This is a genomic window from Marinobacter sp. CP1 (genome assembly GCF_001266795.1).
In the GTDB taxonomy this organism is placed as follows: Bacteria; Pseudomonadota; Gammaproteobacteria; order Pseudomonadales; family Oleiphilaceae; genus Marinobacter; species Marinobacter flavimaris.
In genome coordinates this window covers 1,246,805-1,265,037 of sequence record NZ_CP011929.1, presented here as the reverse complement: position 1 = coordinate 1,265,037, position 18,233 = coordinate 1,246,805, and the positions used below count along the sequence as shown (strand labels likewise).

Sequence of the window (18,233 nt, the reverse complement as noted above, 5' to 3'; positions counted from 1 at the left end):
AAAACTAGGGGCACACCAACGGCAGCGGATCAGCCACCAGGTATAAGGCAGCTCAGCCGCTGGCGGGAGGCCGGCTCCCGGTACCAGGGCAACGGCAGGCAGTGGAACCGCCAGCACCGGGCCGGACTGGGGCATATACCCCCAGCGGCAGCAGATCATCACCAGGTGCAGGACGGGCAGCAACTGGCGGACAGCAGGAAGCCGGGAGCAGCCCTCAGGCTGGCGGGTAGGCTGGTGGCCTGATCCCTTGCCGGGAGACCAGCAGGGGCAGCGGGAGGCCGGCTCCCGGTACCAGGTCGACGGCAGACGGTGGAACCGCCAGCACCGGGCCGGACTGGGGCAGATACCCCCAGCCGCTGGCGGGTTGTCGCAGGTGGCAGGCAGTGCGGGCAGCAACTGGCGGACAGCAGGAAGCCGGGAGCAGCCCTCAGGCTGGCGGGCAGGCCGGTGCCCTGATCCCGCGCCGGGAGGTCAGCAGGGGCACAGGGAAGCTGTCGAACGGGGGCATGCTCTACATACCTACAGAACCTACTAAAGCCCCTTCCGTGGGTTTTGTAGGCACCGTATCCGGGGGTACACCAAAACTAGGGGCACACCAACGGCAGCGGATCAGCCACCAGGTATAAGGCAGCTCAGCCGCTGGCGGGAGGCCGGCTCCCGGTACCAGGGCAACGGCAGGCGGTGAGCCGCCAGCAGCGGGCCGGACTGGGGCAAATACCCCCCAGTCTCTGACAGGCTTCCATGGGTGGCAGGCATTCCGCTGGCCTGATCCCGTGCCGGGAAGTGAACAGCGGCAGCGGGAGGCCGGCTCCCGGTACCAGGGCAACGGCAGGCAGTGGAACCGCCAGCACCGGGCCGGACTGGGGCATATACCCCCAGCGGCAGCAGATCATCACCAGGTACAGGGTAGCTCAGCAGCTGGCGGACAGCGGGAACCGGGAGCGGCCCTCGATCTGGCGGGCCGGTGAGCTGATAGGAATTGATTGTTGATTAGTAATATATAAATACCTACAAAACCTACAAAACCCTTTTTGTTGTTATAAATTAAGTGGTTAATATTCAGTAACGCTTCCGATTATCGGTTGTGATTGTATCCTACATCCCCTTTAGCTGGCGGGCTCCTGAGGAAGACAGGCAACGCGGGCAGCCGGCCCGGTCTCAGGCACGCTCAGCGGCAGCAGATCATCATCAGGTGCAGGACGGGCAGCAACTGGCGGACAGCAGGAAGCCGGGAGCAGCCCTCAGGCTGGCGGGTAGGCTGGTGGCCTGATCCCTTGCCGGGAGACCAGCAGGGGCAGCGGGAGGCCGGCTCCCGGTACCAGGTCGACGGCAGACGGTGGAACCGCCAGCACCGGGCCGGACTGGGGCAGATACCCCCAGCCGCTGGCGGGTTGTCGCAGGTGGCAGGCAGTGCGGACAGCAGGAAGCCGGGAGCAGCCCTCAGGCTGGCGGGCAGGCCGGTGGCCTGATCCCGTGCCGGAAGGTCAGCAGCAACAGCGGGAGGCCGGCTCCCGGTACCAGGTCGACGGCAGACGGTGGAACCGCCAGCACCGGGCCGGACTGGGGCAGATACCCCCAGCCGCTGGCGGGTTGTCGCAGGTGGCAGGCAGTGCGGGCAGCCGGCCCGGTCTCAGGTACCCCCAGCGGCAGCAGATCATCACCAGGTAGAGGGCGGTTCTGTCCCTTCGAGTGTTGTTCAATTTATCCGGTCTTCCTTACTTCGTTTTTCTGTTCTTATCTGTGGTTCTTCCCAAGGCTTCCGGGTAGATCCGTATTCTAACTTTATAAAACAGCCCAAAAAATGGGAGGAAGGAAGGCTAAGTATCTGATCTGTCTACAGAAAAACCGCGCCTCTGCGCACCCTCAGTGGGTGGTGCCCCTTGGAAGGACCCGTTCATTTTTTCTGAATGTCTGCCTGTTGGTTTATGCCTGGCAATGCTCTGGCGTTATGGGCTGTTTGGGCCCTTAGTGGCAGTGGTTGGCAATCTTGCGGGAGTATGGCCCGGCATTGCCGGGGTTGGTCACATAGCGGAATCTCTGTCCATCTCAGAGGTAGGCCGCCAGCCCTTTAATGTGATGCTCAGGACCACTCGATTAGAGGCAGGGGGAGGGAGGTAAGCGGGGCCGATCTGGAGCTTTGTAAGGCTATACGTCTCTAGCCAGTTTTGCCCGATCTGGCAGAACCGGGATACATGGGGCTGGCATTCGCGGCAGGTCTTGAGGTGGTTGGCGGTCCATTCCCGTGCCTTCCGCCGGTCCGGGGTGCACTCCGGCTCTCTGTACTGTTCCCTCAGCTCCCATGCATCTCGGCAGTACCGGCCCCGGTTGGGATTGCATATCGAACAGCCAGGAATGTGCCCATAGAAACGGTCACGGGCGGGCCTCAGCGCTGGCGAATCCAAAGGGCGGGGGCGTTCTTTGGCGTCATCCCTGTTGGGCACGTCTGTTTTTCGGTCCAGCCTGACAAAGTGCCCGTTCTCTGCAAGGAACCGGGCGTAGGCGCGCAAATGCTCCCGATTGATAGCCCCCGCCCCTATGTCCCGCAAATCGTCATTATCAAGCCCGGCTTTCAGCTCAGACGGTAGAAGCCTTAACCCTCGGCAGGCCTGTATCAGCTCCCGGTATATCGTTTTCGTTTTTGGTGTACCCCCGGACACGCAACCTACAAAACCTACGGAAGGCGCTTTAGTAGGTTCTGTAGGTTCAACCATTCCCCCCGCTTGTGTTGTATCACTCCCGGCCCGGTCATTACTGGGGGTGGTTTGCTTCACTCGATCAAGCCAGCGGCCCATTATTTAGCCTCCGTGGTCCAATGGAAGCGGGTAGAGGGCCGGCCTCCAGTATTAGGCACAGCCTCCAACCTTATCTGGTGGTGATCGAGCAGTACCGTCAGGGCATCGGAGACTTCATATTTATCAGACAGCCCAGACCACCCTTTCTGCTGTATCTGCCTTGTGGTGAATGGTGACGGTAATTTGTCCTTTCGTTTCAGCAGCAGCTTTGCAGCTTTAATAGCGGAGTTGCTCACGATCGAATACAACCGCTCTGAATGGCTCCTGAGGTAGTCCGCCAGCTCAAGGGCCATAGCCAGTGATTTGGCAGAAATAGACGTTTCCCCGGATTCAATCAGCTCAAAAATCAGACTTAGAGCCGCTATGGTTTTCGGCATTTTCACCAGGTGCGCAGCTATCACGGGGTGAAGGTCCCCGCTTCTCGCTTCCGCTTGTAGTTCTTCCATCCATTCAATAAAGAGCGGTTGCGCCTCATCGTTAAACCTTGCCCGCTTGCCCTCTCTCGGAAGGGATGCCAGCCGGTGGAAACAATCGGCGTATGCCTTGTAAATATCCTTGTCTGGCGGCACGTCGTGCCACTTGAACCGGGATGGGATGTCCGGCCATACCGCCAGCTGAACACGTTGAATCAATCCATCATCGTCAGTACCACGGGTGGCCCCTCGGATCAGTGGAGCAATCCGAGCCGGTTGTATCCCGCCAATGATTGCAAGGGTGGTTGATTCAATATCAACGGTCCCCCGGCCTATGCGATCGAACGTGTAACGCCCATCTCCGTCATAACATTCAAGGTAAAAAGCCCGGTCCCCCTGGCCTTCCTCCCCGCTTAGCTTCGACAGCCAGCCCGCCAGCTCATCACGCACAAGCAATAGGCCGTTGGGGTTTTCGTTGAGCAGCTCTCCCAGCTTCTCAATGGTTGCATCATTCACGATCAGCCGTTGCCGGGTTGGTTCTTCTGGTTTGTCTACTGACTTCAGGGCCTCTAATGCCCCTTCCTTGTCGCCTTTCTTGTTCAGTCGTTTGGCGTTGTCCTGTGCCTGCTTTTCTTCGATGGTTGCCAGCTTCAGCGCGGCTTCAAAGTCTGCCTTCTCCTGTTCATACACCCGCCAGGCAGCCCGCTCCATATCCTTAAGCGGTGCCATTGCAGCACCCATGGCCGGTGATTTACTAGAGGCAGGGCCACCAACGACAGCGCCCCATAGGTTCGGAACGATTGCCCAGTTATCGTGTTGCTTTGGACAAACCCTGATCTTGTTACCCACAACGGCAGAGAGAGCACACAGGGCGGTCACTGCCACGTAATCAGGGGGGCATTGTTGACGCTCTGCGACATCCGCAACAAAAGCGCTCAGTGGCTCCGGTAAGGCTTCCAGCGGGAGGGGTACAACTGGGGGCTGATCCGGTGGCAGGGGTAGCGGTACGTTTATCTCTTTGGGATTCACCAGGGGAGGCGGGTTGTTCTTTCCGGTGTCGGTCACTGCTTCACCTCATTCAGCCAGGTTGCCAAGTCGTTGAAGTCGGAAAGGTGCACCGGGCACCCTTGAGGCCATTCAGGTAAGGCCAGCCGGGCGGCACTCAGTTCAGCGGCCCTTTTGGCGGCTGTTGCGCCGGGGTTGCCTTCGGTTTTCCGGTCATCATCCCCGCAGATAATGAGGTCACAGCCCGGCCAACGTTGGCGGGTTGCGACTGCTACGGCTGGAAGGTTGCCGGCATCAATGGCCGCCAGCACCAAGGCAGCAGGCATAGAGGCGGCCAAGGTTGCCCCCGTGGCCCATCCCTCACAGATCAGGATTGTTTCAGGGTCCCCGCCATCGGCACCGGTTACAGGAATAAATCGCTCTTGCTTGGCTCCCCCTGATAACAGTTTTTTAGCCCCGTCCGGTTGTATGAATTGCAGGCTTGAGAGCTGTCCTGTTATATCCCGTATATCAAGCACCAAGGCAGGGCCGATCTGCCGGGCTCGGAATGGTGGAACCTGCTTTTTCACGAGGTAGGGGTGGTCAGGGCTGGCGGGCTTTGCCTTCTGCCACATGTTCCGGGCACGTTGCGCGGCGGTGGCCTGCCGTTGCTTTAGTTGGGACTGGCGGGCAGTTTTGGCCCGCTCCATTCGCTCCCGTAGCTGGCGTCGCTCGTCTTCGGTTAGCTGTTCCAGGCCTTTGATACACCAGTTTTCAGCAATACCGGCCCGCCAGCTGCCAAAGGCCCCGGCGGGAACCCCGTCCAAATGGAGCACGTACCAACCGTTACGGCTGCCTTTCTTGTCATCTTCAACGCGGAAGCGGTGCAGCAGGCCATCACAAATAAAGTTTGTCTCAGGGGCGGCAGGTAGCCCGGCGTCCGCCAGCACTTGCCGGAAGCGGTCAATAATGTCCCCGGCGCTATAATGTTTATTCATCACAGCCCCTTACAGGTATACCCTGAAACGGTATTTCTAAGTAACCATCAGCTCCCACCAACTGGCTATGGGTGTAAAACAACAGGTTCAAATCTTTCATTGTGAAAAACTGGTAGGCGCTTTGTTCAGGTAATCCCCCTTGGAAAAGCCCGCCTATCAAGGTTCGGACAGCTTCAACCGCTCGCTTTTTCTTCTTTTCCGATACCTGTATTGGAATTGTGTTGAGGTCATAGGGTGAAGTTGTTGCTATCTCAATCAGCCCCTGAATAAGACGATCAGTGATCAAGTTATCTGGTAGCTGTGCGCTACTATCGGGCTGGCGGGCCTCAATCAATCGAACGGCCAACGTTAATAGATTCGCGGGCGCTGAACTGAGAGGGTTGCTATGTTCAAGCATGTTGGTCAGCCTCCCGCTTTTCAGCCTGTTCCTTAATCCATCCCTGAATTTCAGATTCAAGCCAGCCAACAGAGCGAACGGAGAGCTTTATGGGTTTTGGAAATCGTCCCTCTGAGATCAGTTCGTATATTTTGGTTGTTCCGAGTCCAACCATTGAGGACACTTCCTTTCTACGCAATACGCGGTCAGTCATAAATTCCACCTTGGGCCGTTAAAGAATGATTATGGGCGTTAGCGGAATAAGGTTATTTAACCGGGCCGCAGGAATATTCCCGCAACATTGCCGGTTATCTTGGGAGCGCTGGCGGATCGTCACCAGGTACAGCAGCCTTCACCAGCTGGCGGGCAGCACGGGGCCGGGAGCTGGCCTCAGGTGAGTCAGTGGCCCCGGTGTCTGATCCCATGGCCGGAGGCCAGCAGGGGAAGCGGGAGGCGGGTTCCCGATACCAGGGCAACAGCAGGGCGGAAGGCTGCCAGCAGGGAGCCGGTACCGGATACCCCCAGCGCTGGGGGTACATCACCAGGTACAGCAGCGTTCGGCAGCTGGCGTGCAGCAGGGAGCAGGGAACGGCCCTCAGGTGAGTCAGTGGCCCCGGTGTCTGATCCCATGGCCGGAGGCCAGCAGGGGAAGCGGGAGGCCGGTTCCCGGTACCAGGGCAAAGGCAGGGCCGCCAGCCCCGGCCCGATACCCCCAGCGCTGGGGGTACATCACCAGGTACAGCAGCGTTCGGCAGCTGGCGTGCAGCAGGGAGCAGGGAACGGCCCTCAGGTGAGTCAGTGGCCCCGGTGTCTGATCCCATGGCCGGGGGCCAGCAGGGCAGCCGGAGAGCGGTTCCCGATACTAGGGCAACAGCATGGCCGCCAGCCCCGGCCCGATACCCCCAGCGCTGGGGGATCGTCACCAGGTACAGCAGCCTTCACCAGCTGGCGGGCAGCACGGGGCCGGGAGCTGGCCTCAGGTGAGTCAGTGGCCCCGGTGTCTGATCCCATGGCCGGAGGCCAGCAGGGGAAGCGGGAGGCGGGTTCCCGGTACCAGGGCAAAGGCAGGGCCGCCAGCCCCGGCCCGATACCCCTGCTGGCGGATCATCACCAGGTACAGCAGCGTTCGGCAGCTGGCGTGCAGCAGGGAGCAGGGAACGGCCCTCAGGTGAGTCAGTGGCCCCGGTGTCTGATCCCATGGCCGGAGGCCAGCAGGGGAAGCGGGAGGCGGGTTCCCGATACCAGGGCAACAGCAGGGCGGAAGGCTGCCAGCAGGGAGCCGGTACCGGATACCCCCAGCGCTGGGGGTACATCACCAGGTACAGCAGCGTTCGGCAGCTGGCGTGCAGCAGGGAGCAGGGAACGGCCCTCAGGTGAGTCAGTGGCCCCGGTGTCTGATCCCATGGCCGGAGGCCAGCAGGGGAAGCGGGAGGCGGGTTCCCGATACCAGGGCAACAGCAGGGCGGAAGGCTGCCAGCAGGGAGCCGGTACCGGATACCCCCAGCGCTGGGGGTACATCACCAGGTACAGCGGCGTCCGGCAGCTGGCGGGCAGCACGGGGCCGGGAGCGCGCTTCAGGTAGGCCGGTGGCCCCGGTGGTCTGATCCCATGGCCGGAAGGCCAGCAGGGGCAGCCGGTGCCAGGGCAATGGCAGGGCCGCCAGCCCCGGCCCGGTACCCCCAACGGTGGGGGTACATCACCAGGTACAGGGAGGTTCAGCCGCTGGCGGGTAGCAGGAGGCTTTCAAGCTCTTTTTTTACGGCGTAATAATATTTTTCAGCAGTGGTTTTTCCAATCGTAGCGCCGAATCTCTCCCCCGCAGTCTCTGCCGCTTCATCGAACATATCAGGACTCACGGGGCGGCCCTTGTTTCTCAACTCTTCACAGATAATGAATACTTGCCATTGTAATTGGGCTTGCTTGTTACGGTCTTTCAGCCTGCCGCGTCCCTTCGTATCGAATCCAAAAGCTTCGTTTAAATCGCGCGCTTCGTACATCGAGAGCTTCAAGGCGGCATCATGAACGGCAGACCAGCACCAGAGGGGTAGCGGCTCATGAAAGTACCCGTATTTCTGAACCGCTTCTAATAGAGCCTGAACATCACCCTTCTGCCATTTCTGATTTAGTGATTCCTGAACCGGGCCAGTTAGAAGCGCCTTTGCCTCATTTGCGATTCCAGCAACCGGCCTTATACGGCAATGGTCAGGTAGTTTATTTTCTTTTCGCCAGGCAGCGGCCCCAACTTCAGACGTGAAATGAGGGGATAAAACTTGCTCCCATGGTTCCCCGTCCGGGCCGGTGGTCTCAAGGATAACAACGAACTCAGGCATTGAACCCGCCAGCAATCAGGCAGATTGTTTCGCTTCTATCAGGTCGAACAGTTGCCCATTCAGCAGCTCTGAAGCGGTGGCTAATCCGCCAATGTACAAATCCTTGTCGAGGAACTCGGGGCGGCCCGTGCATCCTCTCGCGGCTAAGATTTCCTGTTGCAGTCTAGCCACTACTTCCGTGGCTTCCCTCAGCTTTTCCAGTTGTTCCGCTTGCAGTGTTTCCATAATGGTCATGGCTTGTTTTCCTTTTGGGTGGTGGTCAGGTTCAGGCAGTTTTGCCACGGTTCAGGGGTACAACATTCCCTTTGCCGGTTCTCAATTCATCCAGGTAATCGGCCCACGTTTGCAGCATGGCGCGGCGGGCTTCTAGGTGGGTGGTTCGGTTGTAGGCCCTGCCGTTGGCATCCCGGACTGAGTGGCCCAATTGCTGTTCAATGTATTCAGAGGGAAAGCCCAGCTGTTCCGCCAGCACCGTGCGGGCCATGGCCCGGAAGCCGTGGGCAGACATTTTGTCCTTCAGGTCTAACCGTGCCAGGGCGGCCCCGATGGTGGCGTTACTCATGGGGCGTTTTCTGTCCCGCACGCTGGGGAACACATACCGGCCCCGGCCCGTGACTGAATGAACCTCCCGAAGGATTTCCACAGCCTGGCGGGGGAGTGGGGTTACAAGCTCGAACCCGGTTTTACTGGCGCTGTAGTGCCATTCAGCCGCGTCAAGGTCGATATCGGCCCATTCCGCTTGGCGGAGTTCACCGGGGCGAACAAACAGCAGCGGGGCAATCTTGAGCGCGGCACAGGTGGCAAAGTGCCCCGGATAGCCATACAGGGCTTTCATAAGCGGCCCGATTTCTTCCGGCTTGGTAATGGCGGGGTGGTGTTTGGTTGGGGGTACTTTGAGGGCATCCCGCAGGTCTGGGGTAATGTCCCGTTCAACTCTCCCGGTGGCGATCCCGTAGCGGAAGACTTGGCCGCACAGCGTTTTAACGCGGCGGGCGGTCTCTATATGGCCCTTTCTTTCTACCTTGCGCAGGACTTCCAGCAGTTCACCGGGGGTGATTTCGCCAATGGGGCGGCTGCCAATATGGGGGAAGGCGTGCACCTCAAGGCGGCGGAGGTTGCGCCCCGCGTGCTCAGCAACAACGGCGCTTTGGTGTACCTCCCGGTACCACTCGCGGGCCACGGCTTCAAAGGTGTTCACGGCTGCCGTATACCGGCTGTGTTTTACCTGTTTGCGGTGGTTGCTCGGATCAATGCCTTTATCTAGCAGTGCACGGGCTTCATCCCGTGCGGCCCTGGCATCTTTCAGACTGACCTCAGGATATACCCCCAAGGCTAAGAGCCGTTCTTTTTTTGCGTAACGGTACTTCAGCCGCCAGTACTTCCCGGATTTCTGAACGTGCAGGAACAGCCCGGCTCCGTCGAATAGCTTAAAGGCGCGGTCTTTGAACTCGGCATTCTTTACGCTGGTTGCTGCCAGCTTGTTAACGGCCTGACTCATCGTTGCAGGTGTCCATCTGGGGGTACAAAAAACTAACCTTGGGTCATGTACCCCCTAATGTACCCCCACTTTTCCCGGCTTTCAACGTATCCAGACGGACAGTAACGAACCAATCAGGCAATAAAAAACCCGCTGTTACGCGGGTTTCAGAGGTTTTCGGTTTTCCGAGATTCCTAATTTGGTGGAGACGGCGGGAATTGAACCCGCGTCCGCCAGTACTCAGCCTTGAGGTCTACATGTTTAGCGTCTCTCTATTGATTTAAGTTCAAGCGACCCGAGAGTCAGGGTGCAAGAACCGAGTTCTTTAAATCTTAGCCGTTAACCAGTGAACTCTGGGTAACGGAGCATCCCGTAAGCGATGACGTCCTGAGATGTTGCTTCCGGGCTACGGGCGACCCGGTCAGGACGACTAGCAGCTTACGCTGCTAGTGCGTAGTTTTCGTCGTTTGCGACTATTGCGTTGCAGCTTTGGATTAACGAGATTGGCTGCCATCTCGACATGCACTCAAGGGTTCGCCACCGGCGTCGAAGCCATGTCGTCCCCTTACCTTCAGTATATGTGTCCGGTTTGCCGGACTTCAAGGTTTCTTTGTTGCAGTTTTGTGCTTTCGGGGCTGTAGATGTACCTAGAACCCTAGCTGGCCTTGCGCTCAATGGCGTCATGTCGGCCTGCCAGGGCCTCGTGGCTCAGGGCCTCGAAGCTTTCCCGGAAGTAGCCCATCACGGCGTCCGGATCCGCGTGAATCGCCTTGTCCACGGTGATGCCGAATTGCACGGTGCCGGCATAACTGAGAATACTCATGCCGATACCGATGCTGCCGCTCTGGGGAACCCAGAACATGGGCTGGGTCAGCTTGCTGCCCGCCAGATACAGGGGCTCTTTCGGGCCGGGCACGTTGGTCAGTACCGCCGAGGCCTTGTTGCTGAGCAGATCCAGGGCCCTTCGTTCGATAACATCGGGGCCGCGCCCGAAGATATCAAGCAGGCTGTAGGTAACCTGGGCCTGATAGGACTGTTTGAGCCGGTTCATGTTCTCCTGCACCTGGCGGAAGCACATGAGCGGGTCCCTCACTTCCACCGGCAGGGTAACCAGTACGAGCCCGAACTTGTTGCCGAGGGTTTCGATGGGCTGATCAAGAGGCCGCAGATTGAACGGTACGGCAACCCGAATGCCGCACTCGGGGATGGTTTCTTTGTGGGCGGCAAAATGTCTCTGCAAGGCGCCTGTAACGGTGCAAAGGAGGGCATCGTTGATGGTGCCCCCCAGAGCCTTGGCACAGGCCTTTACCTCGGCAAGGTCGAGGGGATCGGCCCAGGCCACTTGCTTGCGCCCGGATAACGGCTCTTTCAGTCCGGTTTTGGGTTCGCCGGGCGCCAGGCCCAGTTTCAGGAGGTCAAGGGCGACACCGCTGGCGGTGGTGGCCAGTTTTAACGGGTAGTTGGGCTCCTCACGGACGGACTGGATAAACAGTCTGGCTTGGTTGGTGGCTGTCTGCGCGCTATCCACGGCACGGTGCAGAAAGTTCTGGATGGCCGATTTCCTGCCGGGTTTGGAGCGACGCTTGCGGGCCACTTTGCCCAGCCGGGGTTCCGGCGTTTTGTCGGTCAGTGACAGCATCACACGAACCAGCGAGATGCCATCGGCGATGCAGTGGTGAATGCGGATGAGTAGCGCGCCGCCGTCCCCGTAATTGTCGATGTAGTGCATTTGCCAGAGCGGTTGCCGGAAATCCAGCGACGTGCTGTTCATGTCACTGACCAGCTTCTGGAGCTCTGCCTTATCGGCCTTGCCCGGCAGGGCGATGCGGTGCAGATGGTTGTCCAGGTCGAACAGGGGATCGTCCTGCCAGTACGCCCGGTCGCCAGTGTCGATCACCCGTTGCCGGAAGCGGTTGAAGCAGAGAAACCGCTCCTCGAGCGTGTGCCTGAGGCGGTTCATCGATACGGGGCGTTCCAGTGTCCATACCCCGCAGATCATCATGGGGTTCTGGGGCGAGTCCATGCGTAGCCATGCGCGGTCTACGGCGGACATTGGTATCTGTTTGGGTGACATAAGCGGCTCCCTTTGCCATGCACCAGAGTTCCCGAGTATAGGCCCGATGGAATTCTGAACAAAGAGAGTGAGTATGCGACATACCCGTTCACGCCGGCCATGACCGGCGTCAGGTATTTGTTAATTGGTGGCGGGCAGGATCAAACGTTGGTTTCGCGCAGGATGCGTTGCTTCTGGCGGTTCCAGTCGCGTTCTTTCTCGGTGGCGCGCTTGTCGAACAGCTTCTTGCCTTTTACCAGGGCGATTTCGCATTTGACCTTGTTGTTTTTCCAGTACAACGCCAGCGGAATGCAGGTGTAGCCGGCCTGGTTGACCTTGCCCACGATCTTGGCAATTTCCTTGGCGTGCAGCAGCAGCTTGCGGGTGCGCGTGGGGTCTGCGATCACGTGGGTGGACGCCGCAATCAACGGGGTAATGTGAGAGCCGAGCAACCAGGCTTCGCCGTCCTTGAGCAGCACATAGGCGTCCACCAGCTGGGCCTTGCCCGCACGCAGGGACTTCACTTCCCAGCCCAGCAGGGAGAGACCCGCTTCAAAGCGTTCCTCAATGTGATACTCGTGCTTCGCCTTTTTGTTCAGCGCAATGGTATTGCTCGGCGTTCCGGGTTTTTTCTTGCTCATGAATCAATGAATCCGGGGTCGGACGAATGAACGGGCCGGCGTTGCTGCAGCCGGAAAAAGGCGCATTGTAGCCCAACAGTGGCGGACCGGTCACGAATTCGGTGTTGTGGCGGTGTCCGGTTCGTGCGCGACGGGATCCTTCAGCTACAATACTGGCCCAGACTTTCTCCCCGACCTGTTGAGTGGCCTCAGGGACGCGAATGCCTACGCCGTATCAGACACATATCGGGTCCTTTACCCGAAAATCAACCTTCTTCTGGGCCGCGGTGGGCGCTACCGTGGGTCTTGCCAACCTGTGGCAGTTCCCGTATCTGGCCAGTCTGCATGGTGGTGGCCTGTTCATCCTGCTTTATCTCGCCTGTCTGCTGCTGGTGACTCTGCCTCTGATGGTGACTGAAGCGGCTGTTGGTCGGTATTCCCGGCACGGCATTGTATTGGCCATGGACGGGTTGATTCGCAGTGCCAGGCAGTCTCGGGCCTGGATGGCGGTTGGCCGGCTCAGCATACTGGCCGCCTTTCTGGTGCTCTCGTTTACGGCAGTCTTCGGATCCATTGCTCTGGCTTACGTGTTCTTCGGCGCACTTGGCCGTTTCTCCGGCGCCGGTGAGGCAGAGGCAACCGGGATTCTGGCGGGGCTGGTGTCCGACCCCAGGCAGTACCGTGTATTCATGGCCTGGCATATCTTCTTTCTGCTACTGGTGCTCTGGGTCTCGGCACAGGGCGTAGTGAGGGGGCTGGAAAGGGCCCTGAGGGTGGTTGTGCCGGGCGCCCTGGTGCTGATGCTCGTGCTTTTTGCCCTGGCAGCCTGGCATGGCCGGATCGACGGGGCCATCAACCATATTCTGGCCATGCATCCCGAGGACCTTTCCTGGGAAAGCCTGAAAGCCGCGTTGTTTCATGCCTTTTTTACGCTCGGGCTCGGTATGGGTGTCTGGGCGATACTGGGCTCGTACACCACGCCCCAAACCCGTCTGAAGCGTTCGATTCTGGCCGTGGTGCTGATGGATACCCTGGTGGCGATCCTGGCTGGCCTGATGATCTTCGCAATCGCAACAGACGGCAACAGCTTTGACGGTGAACGGGGCTTCAGCCTGCTCTTTGTTTCCATGCCGGTCACGCTGGCCCAGCTGCCCGCGAGCCAGTTCGTGATCGCCGCTGTTTTTCTGCTGGTGGTGCTGATTGTCTGGACCACATCCCTGAATCTGCTCGAGCCCATCGTGGGCTGGTTCCGTGAGTGGACCGGGGCGCCCAGGGCGCTTTCGGTGCTGCTGATTGGTCTGTCGGTGTGGCTGGCGGGGCTCGCGTCTCTGCTGTCGTTTAATGTCTGGGCCGAGGAGCGGATGGGCGGCGCCACCATGTTCCGCTGGCTGGAGCTGATCACCGGTGGCCTGCTGATTCCGCTCGTGGCCATCTTGATTGCGCTGTTTACCGGCTGGTGCCTGACCCGACACCTTTCGGGTACCATGCTCGGCGCAACGCCAAAACTGTTCGCCGGCATCTGGTTCTGGGTGATGCGCCTGGTGCTGCCCCTCGTGGTTGCCTGGATAGGGATCCAGTACACGGCCTTTTCACTGGCTAACCTGTGCAGCAACGGCAATGTTGCAGCCTGGTGCGATCAGCCTGCTGCCATGGTCTCGGAAGACGGGGAAGTGCCAGCGAGAGATCGGCCTTTTGCCGCTACGCCGGCCGAGCCGGAGGAGAAAGCCGCCGAGGCCGAGAAGACAGCGCCCGCGTCAGACCAGAAGCCGCCGGGGGTGGAGGAAAGTCGTGGTAAGTCAGGCGAAAAAGCCCCAAAACAGGACGATATCCTTTATGATAGCGTGTGATTGAGGCTGTCTTCCTCTCCAGAAGTCTGCAACCTTTTCACAGCGTGTTTGCAAGCAGGACAACCGGTTCCAATGCCCCATCAGATTGATAAAACAGCTTTGGTTATGCACTCCGCCGAGCGCATGTTTCACCTGGTGAATGACATCGCCCGTTACCCGGAGTTTCTCCCCTGGTGCGCTGGCGCGGAGATTCATGAGCGCCAGCCCGAGCAGGTGACAGCGTCGCTAGAAATCGCCAAGGGTGGGGTGCGGCACACGCTCACAACCCGGAATCAGTTGCTGATGCCTGAGGCGATCGAGATGAACCTGGTGGATGGCCCTTTTCGCAACCTGACTGGTCGCTGGCATTTCAAATCCCTGGATGAGAACGCCTGCAAGGTGATCCTGACCCTGGAGTTCGAGTTCTCCGGATCGCTTTCAAGGATGACCTTCGGGCCGGTATTCAGTCAGGCGGCCAATACGATGGTGGATGCCTTTTGCCGGCGCGCTGATGAGCTCTACCGGAAGGAGGGTGCATGATTCAGGTGGAAGTGGCCTATGCCCGGCCTGACCGGCAGGAGATTGTGCCGGTGAATGTGCCCGAGGGCACGACCGCCCTGGAGGCGGCCAAGCTGTCGGGGATCAGCGATATTTTTCCGGAGATCGATCCGGATACGATTGATATGGGCGTGTTCGGCAAGGTGATCAAGGACCCGGCCGCCCATGAACTGCGTGAGGGTGACCGGGTGGAGTTGTATCGCCCGCTGAAGATCGATCCGAAGCAGGCGCGACTGAATCGGGCGAAAAAGAAAGGTCAGGCTCAGTAGGCCGGCGTTTCTTCCAGCAGTTGTGCCTCGTAATAGGCGTACTGGTCGTTCTCGTAGTACACGATAATGCGCTGTTCCTGGATGTCCCCGCCTTCTCTCTGGAAGGTATACACGTAGTATTCGCGGGAGGGGTCAACCGGGTTGAGCATGAGCGGTGTTCCCATCACGGCGTGCACCTGGCTGCGTGGCATGCCCTCGGTCAGCTGCGTCAGCTCCTCATCGGTAACGATGTTTCCCTGCTGGACGTTGATTTTGTAGACGCCCGGGAAAACGCAACCGGATAGAACGAAAGTGAGAATGAGAGCTGTGAGCTTTTGCATCGCCGGGGGAAATCCTCTATCTTGAAATCGCCTGCCAGAGGCAGGTGTGACACGGGTTAACCGTTCAATGGCGGCTTCATCATACCGGAAGCCGTGAGGCACACCAAAGAGTGAATAGTAACATGTCATCCGAAAACGCCGAATTACGAAAAGTCGGTCTGAAAGTGACTCTGCCGCGGGTCAAAATCTTCAACATTCTGGAGACCGCGGAGGAGCATCACCTCAGTGCCGAAGATGTATACAAGAAGCTTCTGGAGCAAGGCGATGACGTGGGGCTGGCAACAGTCTACCGGGTGCTGACGCAGTTTGAAGCAGCAGGGCTGGTACTGCGCCATAATTTTGAGGGCGGCCATGCCGTGTTCGAGATGGCCGGCGACGACCACCACGACCATATGGTGTGCACCCAGACGGGTGAGGTAGTCGAGTTTGTCGACGAGGTCATTGAAGAGCGACAAAAGAAGATTGCCGAAGAGCACGGTTACGAAATCGTCGACCACAGCCTGATTCTGTACGTAAAGCCGATCAAGTCCTGAGCCTGGCTCGGGTCGTTGGCTGAAGGAACGAAAAAAGGGGCGGGTTTATGGCCCGCCCCAACAGCTCTCAGGATCGAGAGGGGTAGTGGATCGTTGCTCGCGGCTCAGTGATGGGTTGCCTGCCCCTTTGAAAACATTTCCCTGGCATGAGCGATCGTATGTTCGGTCATGTCCACGCCTCCCAGCATTCTCGCCACTTCACTGATTCTGCCCTGATCGTCCAGCGTCTCGATTTTCGAGAAGGTGGCATCCTGCTCGGTGAACTTGCTGACAAACAGGTGCTGATGACACTGGGCCGCCACTTGCGGCAGGTGGGTGACGCAGAGCACCTGTCCGTTGCCGCCAAGAGTCCGTAACAGTCGGCCAACCACCTCGGCCGTGCCGCCGCCAATGCCGACATCCACTTCATCGAAGACCAGTGTGGGTGTGGTTGATGTCTGGGCAACCACCACCTGGATGGCAAGGCTGATCCGCGACAGTTCGCCGCCGGAGGCTACTTTGGCCAGTGGCCGCGCAGGTTGCCCCGGGTTGGCGCTGACCAGGAATTCAATCTCTTCCAGTCCGTGGGGTGCCGGCTCCCCACCGTTGCTGCGGTTCAGGTGTGTAATGAACTGCATGTTGGGCATGCTTAACTGGGCGAGCTCCGCTGCGACCCGCTGATCCAGTTCGGCGGCGGCCCTGGCACGGGCCTCTGACAGCTCCGCGGCCAGTTCATCGAAGTGTCCGCGCTGGCTGTCCAGCTCTGCGGCCAGCTGCTCCAGGCTGCCTTCGCCACCGTCCAGCTCGGCCAGCTCCGCACTCAGGCGCTGATGCAGTTCCGGTAATTCTTCCGGTGTGATCCGGTGTTTGCGGGCCATCTGGTAGATGGCGCTCAGCCGTTCTTCCACTTCCGCCAGTCGAGCCGGATCGGCCTCGTAGTCCTCGACGAAATGGCGAAGGTTGTCGCCGGCCTCACTGATCTGGATCTGGGCTTCGTTCAGCATCTGGATCGTGTCTGCCAGTGCGGGAACATCCACCGGAAGCTGCTCCAGCTGCTGTAACGCCTGGCGCACCAGATCCACTGCGCTGGTTTCATCTTCGGTGCAAAGCAGGGCGGCCTGATGGCTGTTGTGCAGAACCGTATCAGCCTGGCTGAGCTGCGCCTGTTCCTGTTCCAGGTTTTCCTGCTCGCCCGCTTCCAGGGCCAGACGATCCAGTTCTTCCACCTGATACCGCAAAAGCTGGAGTTTGGCCTCTGCTTCATCGGCATTCTGCTGGCGTTCGGTCAGCCGCTGGCGGATCTGGTTCCAGGATTTCCAGGCTTCCCGTGTTTCAGCGGCCAGGGTCTCAACGCCGGCGAACTCGTCCACCAGCTTGCGGTGGGTTTCCTTGCGCAAAAGAGACTGGTGCTGATGCTGGCTGTGAATATCCATTAGCACACCGCCCAGTTCCTTGAGGTGGTTCAGGGGGCAGGGTTGGCCATTGATGTAGGCGCGGGAGCGGCCATCCTTGCTGATGACCCGGCGCAGGATGCAATCGTTGTCGTCATCCAGCTCGTGTTCTGCCAACCATTCGGTTGCCTCGGGAATGCCGGATACGTCGAAGGTCGCTGTGATGTCGGCGCGTTTGGCGCCATGCCGGACGGCGCCGGCATCGGCTCTGCCACCCATGGCCAGGCCGAGGGCGTCCAGAACGATGGATTTTCCGGCGCCGGTCTCGCCGGTCAATGCGGTCATGCCCTTGCTGAACTGGAGTTCCACCCGTTCAGCGATGGCGTAATTGGAAACCGTAAGTTGAGTCAGCATGCAGATAACCTCCGCGTTGTTCCTGAAACCGGCAAAACACTGTGGATGTATACAGTGACTGTGAATATATACAGGGTTTTTGTGGTTTGCAAACCTGAGGCAGGTATTTTCTTCAGGATTGCAGGCTTTGGTGGTTGAAACCTGGAGAGCGGGCCCCATATCCGTTCGCAACGACATTTTCCGGCTCGAGGCGGCCGGAGCCCATGTTCAACCGGCCACTGACAGCGGGCCGCTTTAGATGAAGCAGGAGTAGCCATGAGCACTGACGAGAACCGCAACGAGCATGAGGAACTGAACGAAGCCCTCGAGGCTGCGAAAGAGGAGGCCCAGGCCGCTGAAGGCGAAGCCGGCGACAACGAAACCTCCGAAGTGGAAGCGCTCCAGGCTCAGGTTCAGGAATTCCAGGAGCAGATGCTGCGCTCCCAGGCGGAAATGCAGAACGTGCGCCGTCGGGCCGAGATCGACGTTGAGAAGGCGCACAAGTTTGCCCTGGAAAAGTTCGTCAAGGAGCTGTTGCCGGTAGCTGACAGCCTTGAGAAGGCGGTCGAGAGCACCGAGGGTCACGATGAGTCCGGCGAACTGGTTGCCTCAATTCGCGAAGGCGTGGAAATGACCCTGAGTCTTTTCATGTCCAGCCTGAAGAAATTCAACGTTGAGCAGATCAACCCGGTGGGCGCACCCTTCGATCCCCAGCATCACGAGGCCATGTCCATGGTGCCTGCGCCGGATGCCGAGCCGAACAGCGTGGTAGCCGTGGTGCAGAAAGGGTATCTGCTGAATGGTCGTGTTGTGCGGCCGGCCATGGTGGTGGTCGCGAAAGCGGAAGATGCACCAAAAATTGATGAGCAGGCTTGAAAAGCCGATTAAAGCGCCAATATAGCCAGTAAATAGCGAAAGCGG

19 protein-coding genes and 1 other RNA gene are annotated in these 18,233 nt (G+C 59.2%); 7 read left to right on the top strand and 13 right to left on the bottom strand.

The window, feature by feature from the left end; all coding sequences use genetic code 11:
* Window positions 1-2,791: 2,791 nt before the first annotated feature.
* Genes ACP86_RS06010 through ACP86_RS05995 form a run of 4 tightly spaced genes read right to left on the bottom strand, consistent with a single transcriptional unit; the run spans window position 2,792 to window position 5,777 of the window.
* The gene (locus ACP86_RS06010) at window positions 2,792-4,234 is read right to left on the bottom strand and encodes a YfjI family protein (protein ID WP_227507869.1); all 1,443 of its coding nucleotides are present in this window, start codon (window positions 4,232-4,234) and stop codon (window positions 2,792-2,794) included.
* 32 nt (window positions 4,235-4,266) lie between these two features.
* Window positions 4,267-5,187, bottom strand: coding sequence for a toprim domain-containing protein (locus ACP86_RS06005; RefSeq protein ID WP_053113055.1), 921 nt, complete (start codon window positions 5,185-5,187; stop codon window positions 4,267-4,269).
* Window positions 5,180-5,584 carry a hypothetical protein gene (locus ACP86_RS06000; protein WP_053113054.1) on the bottom strand — a complete coding sequence of 135 codons (405 nt, stop codon included), beginning with the start codon at window positions 5,582-5,584 and terminating at the stop codon, window positions 5,180-5,182. Before ACP86_RS06000 ends, ACP86_RS06005 begins: the two co-directional genes overlap by 8 nt.
* Window positions 5,577-5,777, bottom strand: a complete 201-nt coding sequence (locus ACP86_RS05995; protein WP_053113053.1) for a helix-turn-helix transcriptional regulator — start codon at window positions 5,775-5,777, stop codon at window positions 5,577-5,579. The genes ACP86_RS06000 and ACP86_RS05995 overlap by 8 nt, the downstream gene beginning before the upstream one ends.
* A 188-nt stretch (window positions 5,778-5,965) precedes the next feature.
* Between ACP86_RS05995 and ACP86_RS05990 the strand changes: the two genes are divergently transcribed.
* Window positions 5,966-6,166, top strand: a complete 201-nt coding sequence (locus ACP86_RS05990) for a hypothetical protein (RefSeq protein ID WP_141201818.1) — start codon at window positions 5,966-5,968, stop codon at window positions 6,164-6,166.
* Between the two features lie 573 nt (window positions 6,167-6,739).
* Window positions 6,740-6,940 carry a hypothetical protein gene (locus ACP86_RS05985; protein WP_141201818.1) on the top strand — a complete coding sequence of 67 codons (201 nt, stop codon included), beginning with the start codon at window positions 6,740-6,742 and terminating at the stop codon, window positions 6,938-6,940.
* 1 nt (window position 6,941) lies between these two features.
* On the opposite strand, the gene ACP86_RS05980 is transcribed toward ACP86_RS05985, so the two are convergent.
* The 7 genes from ACP86_RS05980 to smpB all read right to left on the bottom strand — a co-directional run bounded on the left by ACP86_RS05980 (window position 6,942) and on the right by smpB (window position 12,064).
* Window positions 6,942-7,211 carry a hypothetical protein gene (locus tag ACP86_RS05980; protein WP_053113051.1) on the bottom strand — a complete coding sequence of 90 codons (270 nt, stop codon included), beginning with the start codon at window positions 7,209-7,211 and terminating at the stop codon, window positions 6,942-6,944.
* A gap of 67 nt (window positions 7,212-7,278) precedes the next feature.
* On the bottom strand, window positions 7,279-7,893 hold the full coding sequence (locus tag ACP86_RS05975) for a hypothetical protein (RefSeq protein WP_053113050.1): 615 nt from the start codon (window positions 7,891-7,893) through the stop codon (window positions 7,279-7,281).
* A 15-nt stretch (window positions 7,894-7,908) separates the two neighbouring features.
* On the bottom strand, window positions 7,909-8,127 hold the full coding sequence (locus tag ACP86_RS05970; RefSeq protein ID WP_053113049.1) for a hypothetical protein: 219 nt from the start codon (window positions 8,125-8,127) through the stop codon (window positions 7,909-7,911).
* Window positions 8,128-8,158: 31 nt separating this feature from the next.
* Window positions 8,159-9,391 (bottom strand): tyrosine-type recombinase/integrase, encoded by a 1,233-nt coding sequence (locus tag ACP86_RS05965; protein WP_053113048.1) that lies wholly within the window; start codon window positions 9,389-9,391, stop codon window positions 8,159-8,161.
* A gap of 179 nt (window positions 9,392-9,570) precedes the next feature.
* Window positions 9,571-9,935: a transfer-messenger RNA gene (gene ssrA, locus ACP86_RS22035) on the bottom strand.
* Window positions 9,936-10,025: 90 nt separating this feature from the next.
* On the bottom strand, window positions 10,026-11,444 hold the full coding sequence (locus ACP86_RS05960; RefSeq protein ID WP_053113047.1) for a WS/DGAT/MGAT family O-acyltransferase: 1,419 nt from the start codon (window positions 11,442-11,444) through the stop codon (window positions 10,026-10,028).
* Window positions 11,445-11,584: 140 nt separating this feature from the next.
* Complete coding sequence (gene smpB / locus ACP86_RS05955; RefSeq protein WP_008171507.1) at window positions 11,585-12,064, bottom strand: SsrA-binding protein SmpB; 480 nt, start codon at window positions 12,062-12,064, stop codon at window positions 11,585-11,587.
* A gap of 200 nt (window positions 12,065-12,264) precedes the next feature.
* Between smpB and ACP86_RS05950 the strand changes: the two genes are divergently transcribed.
* From ACP86_RS05950 to ACP86_RS05940, 3 genes are all read left to right on the top strand, one after another.
* Entirely contained in the window at window positions 12,265-13,890 is a 1,626-nt protein-coding gene (locus ACP86_RS05950) for a sodium-dependent transporter (RefSeq protein ID WP_053113046.1), read from the top strand.
* A gap of 72 nt (window positions 13,891-13,962) precedes the next feature.
* Window positions 13,963-14,409, top strand: a complete 447-nt coding sequence (locus ACP86_RS05945; protein WP_008171509.1) for a type II toxin-antitoxin system RatA family toxin — start codon at window positions 13,963-13,965, stop codon at window positions 14,407-14,409.
* Window positions 14,406-14,696: an RnfH family protein gene (locus ACP86_RS05940; protein WP_053113045.1), complete on the top strand. Its 291-nt coding sequence runs from the start codon at window positions 14,406-14,408 to the stop codon at window positions 14,694-14,696. The genes ACP86_RS05945 and ACP86_RS05940 overlap by 4 nt, the downstream gene beginning before the upstream one ends.
* Here ACP86_RS05940 and ACP86_RS05935 read toward each other — a convergent pair.
* Window positions 14,690-15,016 (bottom strand): outer membrane protein assembly factor BamE, encoded by a 327-nt coding sequence (locus tag ACP86_RS05935; RefSeq protein ID WP_053113044.1) that lies wholly within the window; start codon window positions 15,014-15,016, stop codon window positions 14,690-14,692. The two genes, ACP86_RS05940 and ACP86_RS05935, sit on opposite strands and share 7 nt — an antisense overlap.
* Window positions 15,017-15,138: 122 nt before the next feature.
* Between ACP86_RS05935 and fur the strand changes: the two genes are divergently transcribed.
* The gene (gene fur, locus ACP86_RS05930; RefSeq protein ID WP_008171512.1) at window positions 15,139-15,549 is read left to right on the top strand and encodes a ferric iron uptake transcriptional regulator; all 411 of its coding nucleotides are present in this window, start codon (window positions 15,139-15,141) and stop codon (window positions 15,547-15,549) included.
* A 104-nt stretch (window positions 15,550-15,653) separates the two neighbouring features.
* Here the strand turns inward: fur and recN are convergent, their stop codons facing one another.
* Window positions 15,654-17,333, bottom strand: a complete 1,680-nt coding sequence (gene recN, locus ACP86_RS05925) for a DNA repair protein RecN (protein WP_053115472.1) — start codon at window positions 17,331-17,333, stop codon at window positions 15,654-15,656.
* Between the two features lie 255 nt (window positions 17,334-17,588).
* Here recN and grpE point away from each other — a divergent pair, with 255 nt between their 5' ends.
* Window positions 17,589-18,188, top strand: coding sequence for a nucleotide exchange factor GrpE (gene grpE / locus ACP86_RS05920; RefSeq protein WP_008171515.1), 600 nt, complete (start codon window positions 17,589-17,591; stop codon window positions 18,186-18,188).
* Window positions 18,189-18,233 lie beyond the last annotated feature (45 nt).